General features: G+C 60.9%; 13 protein-coding genes, 1 tRNA gene and 1 pseudogene. 8 read left to right on the forward strand and 7 right to left on the reverse strand.

Annotated features, from left to right (window positions below; all coding sequences use genetic code 11):
* Positions 1-11: 11 nt before the first annotated feature.
* Positions 12-476, forward strand: a pseudogene (locus U5A67_RS31860) (ShlB/FhaC/HecB family hemolysin secretion/activation protein); the annotation flags it as partial.
* Positions 477-766: 290 nt separating this feature from the next.
* On the opposite strand, the gene U5A67_RS31865 reads toward U5A67_RS31860, so the two are convergent.
* Positions 767-843: transfer RNA gene (locus U5A67_RS31865), tRNA-Met, on the reverse strand.
* Positions 844-1214: 371 nt separating this feature from the next.
* On the opposite strand from U5A67_RS31865, the gene U5A67_RS31870 reads away from it, so the two are divergent.
* Together U5A67_RS31870 and U5A67_RS31875 are read left to right on the forward strand one after the other, a co-directional pair.
* Entirely contained in the window at positions 1215-3269 is a 2055-nt protein-coding gene (locus U5A67_RS31870) for an alkyl/aryl-sulfatase (protein ID WP_321817426.1), read from the forward strand.
* A gap of 9 nt (positions 3270-3278) precedes the next feature.
* A complete protein-coding gene (locus U5A67_RS31875; RefSeq protein WP_321817425.1) occupies positions 3279-3806 on the forward strand; it encodes a hypothetical protein in 528 nt (175 codons plus the stop codon).
* A gap of 7 nt (positions 3807-3813) precedes the next feature.
* On the opposite strand, the gene U5A67_RS31880 is transcribed toward U5A67_RS31875, so the two are convergent.
* The 5 genes from U5A67_RS31880 to U5A67_RS31900 all read right to left on the reverse strand — a co-directional run bounded on the left by U5A67_RS31880 (position 3814) and on the right by U5A67_RS31900 (position 8536).
* Positions 3814-4398 (reverse strand): hypothetical protein, encoded by a 585-nt coding sequence (locus tag U5A67_RS31880; protein ID WP_321817424.1) that lies wholly within the window; start codon positions 4396-4398, stop codon positions 3814-3816.
* A 49-nt stretch (positions 4399-4447) separates the two neighbouring features.
* Positions 4448-4903 (reverse strand): DUF202 domain-containing protein, encoded by a 456-nt coding sequence (locus tag U5A67_RS31885; RefSeq protein WP_321817423.1) that lies wholly within the window; start codon positions 4901-4903, stop codon positions 4448-4450.
* A 22-nt stretch (positions 4904-4925) separates the two neighbouring features.
* Positions 4926-5789, reverse strand: a complete 864-nt coding sequence (locus U5A67_RS31890) for a hypothetical protein (RefSeq protein ID WP_321817422.1) — start codon at positions 5787-5789, stop codon at positions 4926-4928.
* A gap of 79 nt (positions 5790-5868) precedes the next feature.
* Complete coding sequence (locus tag U5A67_RS31895; protein WP_321817421.1) at positions 5869-7380, reverse strand: arylsulfatase; 1512 nt, start codon at positions 7378-7380, stop codon at positions 5869-5871.
* Between the two features lie 118 nt (positions 7381-7498).
* Positions 7499-8536, reverse strand: coding sequence for a formylglycine-generating enzyme family protein (locus tag U5A67_RS31900; RefSeq protein ID WP_321817420.1), 1038 nt, complete (start codon positions 8534-8536; stop codon positions 7499-7501).
* Between the two features lie 425 nt (positions 8537-8961).
* Here U5A67_RS31900 and U5A67_RS31905 point away from each other — a divergent pair, with 425 nt between their 5' ends.
* Complete coding sequence (locus U5A67_RS31905; protein ID WP_321817419.1) at positions 8962-9867, forward strand: hypothetical protein; 906 nt, start codon at positions 8962-8964, stop codon at positions 9865-9867.
* Positions 9868-9882: 15 nt separating this feature from the next.
* On the opposite strand, the gene U5A67_RS31910 is transcribed toward U5A67_RS31905, so the two are convergent.
* Positions 9883-10650: a hypothetical protein gene (locus tag U5A67_RS31910; protein ID WP_321817418.1), complete on the reverse strand. Its 768-nt coding sequence runs from the start codon at positions 10648-10650 to the stop codon at positions 9883-9885.
* A gap of 340 nt (positions 10651-10990) precedes the next feature.
* On the opposite strand from U5A67_RS31910, the gene U5A67_RS31915 reads away from it, so the two are divergent.
* From U5A67_RS31915 to U5A67_RS31930, 4 genes are all read left to right on the forward strand, one after another.
* Positions 10991-11698 carry a response regulator transcription factor gene (locus U5A67_RS31915; RefSeq protein ID WP_321817417.1) on the forward strand — a complete coding sequence of 236 codons (708 nt, stop codon included), beginning with the start codon at positions 10991-10993 and terminating at the stop codon, positions 11696-11698.
* Between the two features lie 102 nt (positions 11699-11800).
* The gene (locus tag U5A67_RS31920; protein ID WP_321817416.1) at positions 11801-13090 is read left to right on the forward strand and encodes a sensor histidine kinase; all 1290 of its coding nucleotides are present in this window, start codon (positions 11801-11803) and stop codon (positions 13088-13090) included.
* 61 nt (positions 13091-13151) lie between these two features.
* The gene (locus U5A67_RS31925) at positions 13152-13523 is read left to right on the forward strand and encodes a response regulator (RefSeq protein ID WP_321817415.1); all 372 of its coding nucleotides are present in this window, start codon (positions 13152-13154) and stop codon (positions 13521-13523) included.
* A 44-nt stretch (positions 13524-13567) separates the two neighbouring features.
* Complete coding sequence (locus U5A67_RS31930) at positions 13568-14683, forward strand: transporter substrate-binding domain-containing protein (protein ID WP_321817414.1); 1116 nt, start codon at positions 13568-13570, stop codon at positions 14681-14683.
* The last annotated feature ends 64 nt before the right edge of the window (positions 14684-14747 follow it).

Genomic DNA, 14747 nt, shown 5'->3' on the forward strand with positions numbered 1-14747 from the left:
CTGACTGACAGCGATGCCACATGACTGTGCTCGACGCGAACCTTGCCGTTCCGTTTGCCATCGCAAACCAGCCGTTCAAGTATGTGACCACAATCCACGGCCAGTTCACGAACGACACGCTGTTCTATATCGACGACCTGACCGTCGGCAGCCGATACACCGTGCGCGGCTTCGACGGCGAAGCAATGCTCGCAGCTGAACGCGGTTCCTACTGGCGTAACGAACTGCAATGGCCGGTATTGCAGGCGGGCCAGACGTTGTACGCGGGGCTCGACTACGGGCGCGTGTTTGGACCGAACACGGCGGCACTGGCGGGGACGCAGCTTGCAGGCGCGGTGATGAGAATTCGTGGCGGTGTGCCGTCGCAGTATGTTGGCGTGTCCTACGACCTTTTCGCGGGGACGTCCATCTACAAACCTGAAGGATTTCCCACCGCACGATGGACGGTCGGTTTTCAGTTGACGGCGCAGTTTTAGGTTTGCTGCGCCTGCCCGAAATACGAGCGACATCGGATGCCAGACGTTTCGCCCGACGGCCTGAACGCCTCGTCGGTACTCAGGTGCAAATCCGCCAGGCTTCGCTATTTGCCGAATCGTTTTAGACGGCATCGAGAAGGCGTAAAAAAGCAAAAAGCCCGCTTGGAGCGGGCTTGCCTGGGCGCTGCATTTCGCCGTTTTGCACGGCCAGCGCCCACTTTGCGCACACATTCAAAGAAAAATCTTGTTCCTGAAAATGGGTGAGTACACAGAAAGCTTTAGAAGGTTTTTGGTTGCGGGGACAGGATTTGAACCTGTGACCTTCGGGTTATGAGCCCGACGAGCTGCCAGACTGCTCCACCCCGCGGCGCGAATTGTATCGACATGTTTGCAGCGTGTCAAATGCGAGCGGTTTTATTGCAAGGCGAGGCATAAGAGCCGGTCTGCGGCCCGAAGCCGTTCATCCACAGTTTAGTCTCGATCGAGACCGCGCTGTGATCGACAGGCGACATTGCACTTGCACGCAGTCGCCTGCGCGATTTCAGACTTTATTCTTGTTACTCGGCCTGCATGCCCAGTGGATCACCAGCGAAACTCAATCGCCCTTCAGGGCAATGCGGTTGCCCCAAGTACCGATAGTCGCGGCGCGGCGATTGTGCGAAAAATCCCCGAGAAGTTATCGAGCAACTCTGACAGGCGCCCAGCGCCTGTCATTTCCTTGAATAACCGGAGGTGGTCATGTCGCACTCGGACGACGATGCAAAGTCAGGCGGTCGCAGGGCATTCCTCAAAAACGTCGCCGTTACCAGCGTGGCGACCGGCCTGTCCGGTGTCGTCGGGGAGACTCTGAGTCAGGTCGCGCACGCGGCGACGCCGACCACCGGAGCGGCGAAGCCCGCCACGGCCGCGACGCTCGCGGTGAACAAGCAATATGCCGAGTTTCTGTCGTTCGGCGATGCACAGGACTTCGAAGACGCCAAACGCGGGCTCGTGGCGACGCTGCCCGAGCCGGTCGTGATTCCCGGTCCCGGCGGCACGCACGCGTGGGATCTGCAGCAATTCGCCTTCGTGCAGGGCGGCCCGGAAAACAACGCGCCGCCGACCGTGAATCCGAGCCTCTGGCGTAACGCCAAGCTCAACATGAACCACGGTCTTTTCAAGGTCGTCGATGGGATCTGGCAGGTGCGCGGCTACGATCTGTCCGTCATGAGCATCATTCGCGGCGACCGCGGCTATATCGTGGTCGATCCGTTCATTACAACCGATGTGGCGTCGACGGTATGGAAACAACTCGTTATTCCGCACCTCGGCGACCACCCGATTACGCACGTCATCTACACGCACAGTCACGTGGATCACTACGGCGGTGTGCGCGGCCTCGTCAGCGATGACGACCTGAAAGCCGGCGAGGTGCAGATCGTTGCGCCCGCAGGCTTTACCGAAGCGGCGGTGGGCGAGAACATCATTGCGGGCAATGCGATGGGGCGACGCGCGAGCTATATGTACGGCTCGCTGCTGCCGCGCAGTCCCACGGGCATCGTGGATGGCGGCCTCGGCAAGACGACATCGGTGGGCACGATCACGCTGGCCGTGCCGACCTTGTTCGCCGAAAAGACCGGGCAAAAGCTCACGCTCGACGGCGTGGAACTGGTCGTGCTGATGGCACCGGAATCGGAGGCGCCCTCGGAATTCATGTTCTATCTGCCGAAATTCAAGGCGTTCTGCGCGGCCGAAGACGCGACCCACACGCTGCACAATCTGTACACCTTGCGCGGCGCGAAAGTGCGCGATGCATTGCTCTGGTCAAAATATCTGCAATCGTCGCTCGACATGTTCGGCGGCGATATGCAAGTGGTTTTTGCTTCGCACTACTGGCCAACGTGGGGCAATGATCGCGTGGTGGCGTTCCTTGGCGCGCAGCGGGACATGTACCGCTATCTGCACGATCAGGTTCTGCGCATGGCCAACAAGGGCATGACGCCGCTGGAAATCGGCGAAACCATTCGTCTGCCCGATAGCCTCGCGAAACACTGGTATTGCCGCGGTTATTACGGCACGGTCTATCACGACGCCGTGGCGCAATACAATCTGCGGCTGGGTTTTTTCGATGGGGTTCCCGCCAATCTGCATCGATTGCCGCCAACCGAAGCGGGCAAGCGCTATGTCGAATTCATGGGTGGATCGGCGGCCGTGCTGAGCAAGGCACACGGCTACTACAGCAAGGGCGATTACCGGTGGGTCGCGGAAGTCGTGAATCACGTGGTTTTCGCGGAGCCGCAGAATACATCGGCGAAACAACTTCTGGCCGATGCTTACGAGCAATTGGGCTATCAGGCGGAATCGGCGTCATGGCGCAACTTCTATCTGACGGGTGCGCAGGAATTGCGCGGCGGCATCCAGCAGCTTCCCGCGCCGCAGCCGCAAAGCCCGGACACGATTCAGGCGATGCCGCTCGACATGTTCCTCGATTATCTCGGCATCCGTCTGAACGGCGATCGCGCCAACGGTAAAACCGCTTCGTTCAATCTGGTGCTCACCGATACGAAAGAGAAATACGTGCTGGGCGTGCAGAACAGCGCGCTGCACTACACGGCGAACACGAGCTCGAATTCGGCGGACGCGACGGTCACGATGACGCGCGCGGATCTCAACGAAATCATGATGGGCAAGACCAACATGCAGAAGCTCGTCATGGGCGGCAATGCCAAAATCGACGGCGACAGCCAGAAACTGGGCGAATTCGTTTCGTGGCTCGATACGTTCGACTTCTGGTTCAACATCGTCACGCCTTGAGGGGATGCCATGTGTGCGATCTGTAATTTCAAGCTCGACTTCAGCGTCGGGCATCCGCTGGCGCTGAAGATTGCGGTGGCGGCCCGCAAGGCGATCGATGCGGGGCTGATCGATGCGGTCGATACCACGGAAGGCGCGCTTTCGGCCGCCCGCATGCGCCTGTCGGCCATCGAAGCGCTGAACCTGCTGCAGGCGCGGGTCGAAAGTGCGCACGGCGAGGCGGCGCTGCTGGCACTGCCGGACTTCTACGTTTTGTTGATCGAAAACGATACGTGGGGCTTTTTTCACGCCACGACTGAGGGTTTCGATCCGGACATCGTGCCGGAGATACCCGACGTCACGGCCACGGATGATGCGTTGCGCAGCAATATGGTGATTACGTCCGAGGCGGCGTTGCGCGCCTGGCTGGATGGGCGCTTCGATCTGGCGCGCGCGTTGGAAGATGACCTGTTCGTGATCGACGCGCCGCAGACGCACACTGCTTCGCTCACGCAGATGCTGGCACGCGCCGAAGCGACGACGCTGACCGTGGGTTAAAAAGCCGTTATGCCAGTAGCGCCGTCAAGCCCACGCATGCAGTAATCGCCGGCGCTACAGCACGGAATTTCACGTTCACGCGTGCCAGCCGGGCGCCGGCCGAGGTGCCCAGCCATCCCATCAGCACGTACAGTGCGACGAGCGTCGCGCCGATCCACGGCGCGATGATCGTGCCGTTTCTGGCAAACACGGCCGCGAAAATCAGCAGATTGTCGGTGCTCACGGACAGAAAGGCCGACATCATCGCGCCCATCGACAACATCACGGGTACGTCCGGTTGCGATGGCGTCTGCCCGTCGCTGCGCCGGATTTCCTGCGCAAGCTGGATCAGCCCGATCGATAGCGGCACGACGCCGAAATAGCGCGAAGGAATCTCGACCGCACTGGCCGCAAAGCCGATCAGCAGACTCGCGACAATCACTGCGATGCCCGTGACGACGAACGCGGCAAACAGTCTGAAAGGTTTCGCCGATGCCGAAAACGACAGCATGAGCGCGGCGGAATCGACATTCGTCGCGGCAAATGCCGCGCAAGTGGCGGAAAGGATTGCGAATGGGGCCGCAAGCGGAAATAAAGGCGCAATGGCAGTCACGCAACGTGTCCTGATGACCGAGGCGACATTGTGCAGGCGTGACCGTGCATTAGTCCAGCACCAGCGAACCCAGCGCGAACGCACCGAGCGCCGCCACCGCGATCCCGACCCAGTATGCGAGATTCCACTGCGGCAGCAGTCCCTCGCGCCGCAGCGCGCCGACGCGGCGCCGGTGCTGCACGACGGCCAACAGCAGCGCGATGGTGCCGATCACCACCATCGCCGTGCCGACCGTGCGCGGCGACCAGGTCGCGCCAAAGTGCCCGACAATGGGCGCGCCGCGCTGGCCCGCCACGTATTCGAAAAACTTCGCCAGCGTGAAGCCGAAACTGATCATCGAAAGCGCGGTGCGCAGCCAAGCCATTAGCGTTCGCTCGGCGGCGAGAAAGGTGCGCTCGACCGCAAGCGAGGTGCGCGCGCGCGTTTGCAGCGTGCCTTCGTCGGGAATCAGTGGGGCGGAAAGATGCGTATCCGGGATATTCAAGGTTTCGCGTTCGCGACTCATGATGTGACCTCGTGGTGTGGCGCTACGGCGTGTTGGAGGACAGTGCCGAACGGCCGCGCTGCCATTTCACGTAGGGAATCGCCAGCAGCGTGCAGAGGATCAGGTACAGCACGAGCGTCGGCGCGAATTGTTCGCCAGGAAAATTGGCCGCCGAAATGCCCAGTGCGATCGCCGGATGACGTGAAGCGGTGGAGAGCGCCAGTACCGACGCGTGTTCCTGCTCGGGTCCGCCGAGACAATGGCCAATCACCAGTCCCGCGACCACGAAGGCGACGATGGCCAGCACCGTCCAGTGACCGGTGGAAGAGAGGATCGCGCGCCAGGTGCCGGCCAGCAGCACGAGGACGCCCACGGCGAGCAGGATCGTCGCGATCAGGCGTACGGGCCGCAGCAGCATCTGCGCCGCGCGAGGCATCAGCGAGGCCACCAGCAGGCCCACGGCGAGCGGCACCACGATCATGGTCAGCACGGTTTTCATGATCGATCCGGGACCGACTGCCAAAGGTTGCGCGAACAACCAGTTGAACAGCGCGACCGAGAGCGGCATGGTGACGATCGACACCAGCGCGAGCACGACAAGCAGGCCAAGGCCGTAGGGCGCGACGCCGCCCGCTTTCTTGTGCTTCTTCGGTAGCAAGGGCGGCACTGGCGAGATGGCGAGCGCGGTCAGCACCACGGCGGTCGGCCGCGGTAGATCGAGGTAGTACACGCTTGCGACCACGAGGATCGGCATGACCACCAGCATCGCGATCAGCGAACGCAATAGCAGGCCGGGCCGCTGCGCGATGTAGAGAAGATCGTCGCGCGTGGCCTGCAGGCCGTATGTGAAAACCGTGGCGGCGATGGCGCACTGGAGCGCGAGCAGGATCAGGGCCTTGGCGTCCATGGATGTCCGGGCAGGAGAGTGTCCCGGCGGCGCGTGGTTGCGTGCCGCCGGGATCGTACCGATGCGCAGCGGGAACGTCTTAGCGATGGCCGCCACCGGCCGCATCCATCATCTTTTCGATCACCTGGTCCACGCCGAAACTGGCGGCTTTCTGGCGCGGCGGGAATTCCTTGAAGGTCTGGAGGAATTCGGCCACGCCCGCCTGCGCGGGCACGAGGATGAACACGTGATCGAGCAGCCAGTCGTAGTAGGTATTGGAGGTGATATCCGCGCGCTCGTAGGGGTCGGTGCGCAGATTGAAGATTTTCGGCACGCGCAGCGTCACCAGCGGTTCGGCCCAGATTCGCAATGTGCCGGCCGTGCGTTGCTCCATGAACACGACTTTCCAGTTGTCGAAGCGCAGACACGCCAGGTCGCCGTCATCGGTGAAATAGAAAAAGCCCTTGCGTTCCGGCTTCTTCACTTTGCCGGTGAAGTAGGGCAACAGGCTGAAGCCGTCCAGATGGACCTTGAATTTCTTGCCGTTGGCCTCGATGCCTTTTTGCAGCTCTTCCTTGACGGCCGGATTGCCCGCGGCTTCGACGATGGTGGGCAGCCAGTCGAGGTGACTCACGATTTCGTTGCAGATCGTGCCCGGTTCGATCACGCCTGGCCAGCGCACCAGGCACGGCACGCGATACGCGCCTTCCCAGTTCGAGTTCTTCTCGTTGCGGAACGGCGTCATGCCGGCATCGGGCCATGAGTTCATGTGCGGGCCGTTGTCGGTGCTGTACATGACCATGGTGTCTTCGGTGATGCCGAGTTGATCGAGCAGCGCCAGCATTTCGCCAATATGCTTGTCGTGCTCGACCATGCAGTCATGATATTCGGACTGCCAACGACCGGCCTGGCCGCGAATGCGATCCTCGATATGCGTGCGGAAGTGCATGTGCGAGGTATTGAACCAGAGGAAGAAGGGCTTGTCTTCCTGATGCGCCTTCTGGATGAATTCCTTCGCCGCCGCCAGAAATTCGGTGTCGATGGTTTCCATGCGCTTCTTGGTCAGCGGCCCGGTGTTGTCGATCTTCTGACCGCCTTTTCCGTCTGCCCAGCAGTGCAGCACGCCACGCGGGCCGTACTTCTTGTGAAAGTCGGGAAATTCCTTTGCATCCGGGTAATCGGGCAACTCCGGTTCTTCCTCGGCGTTGAGGTGATAGAGATTGCCGAAGAATTCATCGAAGCCATGCATGGTCGGCAGATGTTCGTCGCGATCGCCGAAGTGGTTCTTGCCGAATTGCCCGGTGGTGTAGCCGAGGTCCTTGAGCAGTTCGGGAATATTCGGGTCTTCGGCGCGCATGCCCAGCGGTGCGCCAGGCAGGCCAACCTTGGTCAGCCCCGTGCGCAAGCCGCACTGGCCCGTGATGAAGGAGGCGCGGCCCGCCGTGCAGCTTTGTTCGCCGTAGTAGTCGGTGAACACGGCGCCTGCCTCGCCGATGCTGTCGATATTCGGTGTGCGATAGCCCATCAGCCCTTTGGTGAAAATGCTGAGATTCGACTGGCCGATGTCGTCGCCCCAGAGGATCAGGAAGTTGGGTTTCTTCTTGCCCGCCATGGAACACTCCTTTGCGTGGACTTCGCGTGGACGTCAGATAGAGCTACCGCAGCCGGTAGCGGATCGCCTGCCGGTTCCGTGCGTGACGGATGCGCGGCAGACCGTTTCTCCAGTGGGTTCAACCGGAAGTGCTGTTTGAAGCGGTGGCGGGGGCGCTGTCGCGCACGACACACCGAAAGCCCACGTGGCACGTGGACGTATCGACCGGCTGCGCCATGCGCGCGGCAGGGCGATAGCGCCTGCAATAGTTGGGCGCGCAAAGGTACGAGCCGCCTTTCATGACCTTGCGGGGAATTCTGAGTTGCGGCGTACGCGAATCGACACTCGCTTCGACGCTCGCGCCGCGCGGGTTGTCCAGCGTGCAGCACGCCTTCACGATCTTGCCGTGGTCCTGATACCAGTCGCTGGTCCATTCCCAGACGTTGCCCGCCATGTCGTACAGGCCGTAGCCATTGGGCGCAAACGAGCCGACCGGTGCGGTCCATTCGTAGCCGTCTTCCAGCAGGTTCTGCCACGGAAACTCGCCTTGCCAGGTATTGGCCATCGGCTTGCCTTGCGGCATGAATTCGTCGCCCCAGACGAATTCCGCGCCCTCCAGGCCGCCGCGCGCCGCGAATTCCCATTCGGCTTCGCTCGGCAGATCTTTGCCGGCCCATTGCGCGTAAGCCTGGGCATCGTCGAACGTGACGTGCACGACGGGGTGATCCGCGATTCCGTCGAGCGAACTCGACGGGCCGCGCGGATGCCGCCAGTCTGCGCCCGCCGTATAGCCCCACCAGTTGAAGTGATTGCGCAGATCGACGCGATGCGGCGGTTTGGCGAACACCACTGACGACGGCGCCAGCATTTCAGGCAGCGCGCCGGGATAGTCGTCGGGATTGGCGGGGCGCTCGGCGGCCGTGACGAAGCCGGTCGCTTCGACGAAGCGCTGGAAATCCGCATTGGTTACCGCATGACGATCGATCCAGAAATCGCGCACGCGGACTTTGTGCGCCGGCGCCTCTTCCGGGTAGTGATGATTCGAGCCCATCAGAAACGTGCCGCCCGCAATGTGGACCATATTCGCGGGCGCAACTGGTGCTTGCGTTGCCGTTGTGTCGAGGGTGGCGAGGGCGTCGATGCTGTCGATGATCGCTGCGGATGCGCAATGGTGCATGGTCGGTCGAGTCGCGGGACTGTAGGAGGAAAAACGGCTGCGCACGAAAACGGTAGGGCATGCTGCGCAACGCCGTTTCAGCGACATTCAGTATTGGAGCCGTCACGTGGTTTCGCCATCGGTAGATGGGGCAACGCCGTTGCCCTCGGGGGCAATGTAGATTGCCCCGCACCCCAATGGCATCGCCGATGCGCCTGTACGACACTCGCGCATGGCACTGCGGTGTTTGTCGTCTCACGCAATTCGCACCCCGGCGTTCTGCTGCGCCAGAGCGGCCGGTCCTGTCGATGTTCTCAACGGTGGGGAACACCATGTCCGTGAGGTCGCGGCGCAGCTGCCGGCATCTCGTCAATCGACGCAGAAATCTGCGTGCCGCGCTAATCGCGAGTGTCGGGCTGGCTTGCAGTGCTGGCGGATTCTATGCCTTGCCGGCGCCGGCGCAGACGCTGCCTTCGGCGCCCGCCATTACCGGCCCTGACGTGCAAAAGCGCGCCAACGGTGTGCTCGCGCTATTGAGCTTTACCGTCACGCCGGATCTGACCGCCAGTTCGCTGGGCATTCGCAACGGCGCCACCGGCAATCCCGCGCTCAATATGACGCAACTCGGCGGCGGCTTTACGTTGAGTCCGAGTTTCCCGCTTTATCTGGAAGGCTCGCTGGGCGGATCGCGATACGACCCCACGTTTATCGTCTCGGACGGCCAGCAGCAGCGCGCGTTGCCCACGCGCTGGACCAACGTGGCCGCGACGGGCGGCATCGGCTGGGACTTTCCGCTCAATGAAAAGAAAGATCTGGTGATCCGGCCGATTTTCAATTTCTCGCTGGGCGAAGTGCTGAGCGATGCGAGCGCCGCGCAATTCCTGATCAATCGTCGCGTCGATAAAAACGTTGCCTTTATCAAGGACGGATCGCTCAATGCCTATGGATTGGGCGGATCGCTGATGATCGGCTGGTATCCGCGCAAGGAACCCTATGAATTTGACCTCGAATTGCGCTACACGGATATCTATCTGCAAAGCTTTGGGTCGTCGAGCGGCGTGCGCGGATCGGCCAATGCCGAATCGACCAATCTCTATGCCCGCTGGCGGGCGCCGACTGGCTTATTGGTGCTGCACCGGCCACTGCGCTATGTGCTCGAACTCTCGCATTCGACCTATCTCGGCAGTCAGGCCGATATTCTCGGCTTCAATCATTTGACGTCGCTGGGCGCGGGCCTGGAAATCGACACCGGCGCGGTCACGAAGCTGTTTTCGCGCTTGCGGATTGTCGGGCGTTATGCCTTCGGCAAAGACATATCCGGTGCGTCGCTGGGGATCGCGCTCAGCTTTTGAGGCGTGCGACTGGCCTCAATTCGCCGACATCGACTGCTGCAGGCTCAGCAGGTTTTGCGGCACCACGCGAATCAGGCCGCCCCGGGGGCTATCGATATCGGCGATCAAGGAAAGCGACAGTGAAACCGTGATAGGCAAGACAAAGAGCAGCACGCGCCGCCCGGTTTTGCCGCGCACGCCGTAGCCCTGCATCAGGTTGCTGAAGAAGGCAATCGACATCATCAGAGCCCATGCCGAAACGGGTATTCGGTTGAGCCACGCCGCCTGCGTATAGCCCTGGGTATTGAGCACATCGTTCATGCCGGCCACGGCGAGTGCCGTGATGGGCGTGGGCCGCGCCTCGGCCGCTTCTCGCACGGCAGCCCATAGCTGCGTCTGAACGGCCGTGGTTTGGGTGCCGAGCGCCTCGAGTTCGTGCGCATTGCGCGTGCGGTAATACACGATGCGCAAGTCGAGATAGTGCACAAGTAGCGCTTTGGTCTTTTCTGCGCCGGGCGAGCCCAGCAGGTCGGCGCGAACATATTCGGTGCCGATTGCATTGGCTTCTTCTTCCTCGTAGTTTTTCCGCTGGTCGTAACGGCTCACTGCCATGGAAAGCGTAAAGCCGATCAGCAGCGCGAGCAGCGTGAGCGTGGCGCCCTGGACTACGTTGTAGTTGTCGCGCGCATCGTCTGAAAACGGCACGACACGTTGCATGACGATCGCGCCCAGTATCGCCCCGACGGAAAGCAGAACGATCAGCACGATAAACAGATACGCGGGATGGTGAACGAGCTGCGTCATTGAGGCTCCGGGTGGGGCGGAACGGGAAAGTGCGCCATAGACCGTGTTCAAATGAATCTTATCGTGAAGCCGCGTATGTGCGCGTTGCCCAAAACCCTAAGCGATATAAGCCGGACACATTCTCTCGTCTGAAAAAAATGTTTGCAATCGCGTCGTGTGCTAATTATTTCTATTTGCTGAATGGAATCTAAAAGTGTTCAAAAAATGATTGGAAACCATCGTTCCATCTGCTTCGGCTTATGAGTGCAATAAGTGGGAAATCATCCGGTTTTGGGTCCTTAAACGCCCCGTGTGTACAGCTTTAAAGCAAGTCTTACGATAAATTGCTATAACGCATTACATGCATGAAAGTTGCAATAAGCCGGTAGAGGTGAATCACCAGGGAGCTACTAAATCCGAAATCGAATACGGATCCAGATGGCAAAGACGGAGTGATGTCGTGAATAGTGACTCCAACAGGACGATTCACGTTGTCGAAGACGATGCATCCATGCGGTCGGCATTAAAAAGACTCCTGAGTACGGCAGGTTATCCCGTCAGGACTTACGCCTCGGCCGGCGAATTTCTGGTGAGCGAACCCGAAGGTTGGAGCGGTTGTTTGCTCGTCGATCTGGAACTGGGCGGCCCGAGCGGCCTGGATCTGCAGCAGGCGCTGCGCCGTCAGCCCCGCGCGCTGCCGGTCGTGTTCATGAGCGCATACAGCGATGTGCCGCGAACCGTGCAGGCGATGAAGGCGGGCGCCGTCGATTTCCTCGTCAAGCCGTTCGAGCGCGAGACCTTGCTGGATGCACTCGACGCGGCATTCGACGCGCAGGCGCACGAGTTGCCCACACCAGTTGCCTCGGCCCCCGATGTGAATCTGGGAGACCGGGAGCGAACGGTACTGACGGGCATAGTGGCGGGGCGACGCAACAAGCAGATCGCCGCGGATCTGGGGCTGTCCGAGCGCACGATCAAGAGCTGTCGCGCGGACCTGATGCGCAAGCTTGGCGCGGCTTCGTTCGCGGATCTGTTGCGTCGCGCAGATAGCCTGTCGCTCGCGGCGTAGTCATTTTTCCCGCGCACAGAAAAGCCGTGAATATCCCTTTGTCGTGGCATGAACAGACAGGAGATAAATGCCTTGCGACGCGCCCTGCGTGGAATCGATTTGATGGGTGGCTTCGGACAACGTGCAACTCGCGCATTTCGCAAGGCGATGGTGTCGCTACTGCTCATTGCAGCGACTTGCGCGACGGCGGCGCATACGCCTGCTCCGGCGCGCGCGGTGATGCTCACGCACGCCGCCGCCAGCCGGCCGGCTGCATTTGTACAGATCAAGGGGATTAGCAACCAACGCGAAACATCCTTTGCGCAAGGCGTCGAAGTCTTGCTCGACTCGCTCGACGGCTTTCGCTTCGGCGCGGACGCTCTCACGCCGGCGTTCCGCATATCGATGACGAAGTACGCCAATCACGCCGTCCATCAGATCGAGTATCCGAAATCGATTTTCCGCGAATATCGCAGTGTCGTGCTGATTATTCTGGTGGTGTTATTGGCCCAGACGCTAACGATCGTGGCATTGCTCGTGCAGCGTCGCAACTGTCGTGCGGCGCAAGCCGAAGCCATCGCGCGGCGCGGCGAACTGGCGCGCGCTGCGCGCTTCGCGACCGTGGGCGAATTGAGCGCCTCCATTGCGCATGAAGTGGGGCAACCCTTGGGCGCGATTCTGAGCAACGCGGACGCCGCAGAATTGCTGGTAAAGGTTTCGCAACTCGATTCTGGGGAACTCGGCGACATTCTTTCGGATGTGAAGCGCGACGCCTTGCGCGCTAACGATGTCGTGCAGCGTTTGCGCAGTTTGCTGCAGAAGCAGGGCGTCGTTTTCAGTCCTATTGTGTTCGATAGCACGCTGCAATGCGCTCTGACCTTGATCGCCCCGGAAGCGAAGCGCCGCAATATCGGCCTTGAAACAAGCTTTGGCGCAGGCGATGCGTCGATCATGGGTGACGCTGTCCAGATCCAGCAGATCGTACTCAATCTCACGATCAACGGGATGGACGCCATGCAGGAAACCGCGCAATCGAACCGCGTACTGACGCTCGTTACACGGAGCATGGCAGAGGGTGTCGAGTTCACGGTGACCGATCGTGGCTGCGGTCTCGGTGCCGCATCGTCACAGCGCGTGTTCGAGCCTTTCTATAGCACCAAGCCTCATGGAATGGGGCTCGGTCTTTCCATCGTGCGCTCGATCGTCGACGCCCACCACGGCGATATCAAAGCCGTTCCCCGCGATGGGGGCGGCACGACTTTTGTGGTCTGGCTACCGCTGGTGAGCGACGCCGTCGACGCAGCGAAGTCCGGTGCGCTGCGCCCCGCCCACATTCGACCACGCGGCGGCCCGGACGCAGGGAACATCGTCGTGACGCCGGCGATTGCCCCAAAGGGAAAGGCGTTGCCCTGAATCCCTATGGCGCCACGCGCCCAATCGTATGAGACTCGGGCAAAGACTACCGGGACGCCGCATGGATGGGGAACTCATCTCGATCGTGATTATCGAGGACGACGCGGGTCTGTGCCGCGCCATGGACCGTCTGTTCAGGCTCTCTGGTTTCGTCACGCGGTCGTTTCATAGCGCGGAAGACGCGGGCAAGTCGCAATACGTGGCGAGTGCGCATTGTCTGGTGGTCGACATTCAGCTTCCTGGCGCATCGGGTCCGGCGTTCTACGGGACATTGTGTGCGCCGCGTCCACCAATCGTCTTCATCACGGCGTTCGATGCGCCAGCCACGCGACATGCCGTGGCATCGGCCGGGAATCACGCTTTGCTCGCCAAGCCGTTTCTGGGCGCTGCGCTGCTGAAAGCCGTCGACGAAGCGATGCGGCGCAACGATTGAAGTGCATCGTATCCGCACTCAACACCGGTCTGGGGAGTCAAGCGATGAGCAAACCTGCCGTGCGCCTGGTGTGGAACGCAGTCGTACTCTTTAATTCAATCATGACGGCCGCCGTAATGACCGCCATTCCTGCGAAGGCATCCGGCAGCACGAATCCGGCGTCGTCGAGCCTGCGCGTCGCCATTGCGCCCGTCGCGCCGTTTGTGCTGCCGCAAACGGCGACACCCGAAGGCTTCAGCGTCGATATCTGGAATGAAATTGCGCGGCGCATGCGCCGGGACTTCACGTGGACGCCCGTCGCCACGCAAGCCGATGTACTGCCCGCCGTCGAGCAGGGCAACGCGGACGTTGCGATATCGGCGATCACCATGACGCCCGAACGTGAACGGGTGCTCGACTTTTCCATTCCCTATTTCGATTCCGGCTTGCAGATCATGGTGCGGGCGCATAACGACAATTCATTTCTGGCGTCGGTCTGGTCTATTCCATGGCTGGCGATCGGTCAGTTTGCCGTCATTTCCATCGCCATTGTCTTTGTACTCGCCAATCTGGTCTGGCTAACGGAGCGCAAGCACGACCCGAATTTCCAGAAACCGTACTGGCGCGCGCTGGGGGAAAGTCTCTGGATCAGCATGCTGATCATTGCAACGGGCGAGCACGGCGAACGCGACGCGCCGGGCGTGTGGAAGCGTGTGCTGGTGCCGGCCATGTGGTTGATCGGCGTGGTGCTGGTCGCCCAGTTCACGGCGACGGTGACGTCATCGCAAACCGTCGCGCGGCTTCAATCAAATATTCGGGGTCCTGAAGATCTGCCGGGGAAATCGATTGGTTCGGTGCCCGGTACGGTGGCGGCGGAATATCTTTCCGCGCGAGGGCTGCCGTTCGTCAGCGTGAACAATGCCAACGACGGATTCCAGTTGCTGATGCACGGCGATGTGCTGGCCATCGTCTATGACGCGCCGACGCTGCAATACTGGGGCGCCCGGTTGGGCCATGGCGCGCTCGTCGTGGTGGGGCCGGTGTTCAGGCCCGAGAAGTATGGCATCGCGTTACCCACCGGCAGTCCTTTACGTAAGTCGATCAATGAAGCCTTGCTCGCCATGTATGAAGACGGGACTTACGAACAGATCCAGAAGAAGTGGTTCGCGTCGGGAAGTTAGTGTTGCTATTGAAGTGTGTAATTGGCCGCTTGTGGACTTGCGATTGCCGTCGTCGCGCAGGCAA

The sequence above is a fragment of the Paraburkholderia sp. J69-1 genome (genome assembly GCF_905220255.1).
Lineage (GTDB): Bacteria > Pseudomonadota > Gammaproteobacteria > Burkholderiales > Burkholderiaceae > Paraburkholderia.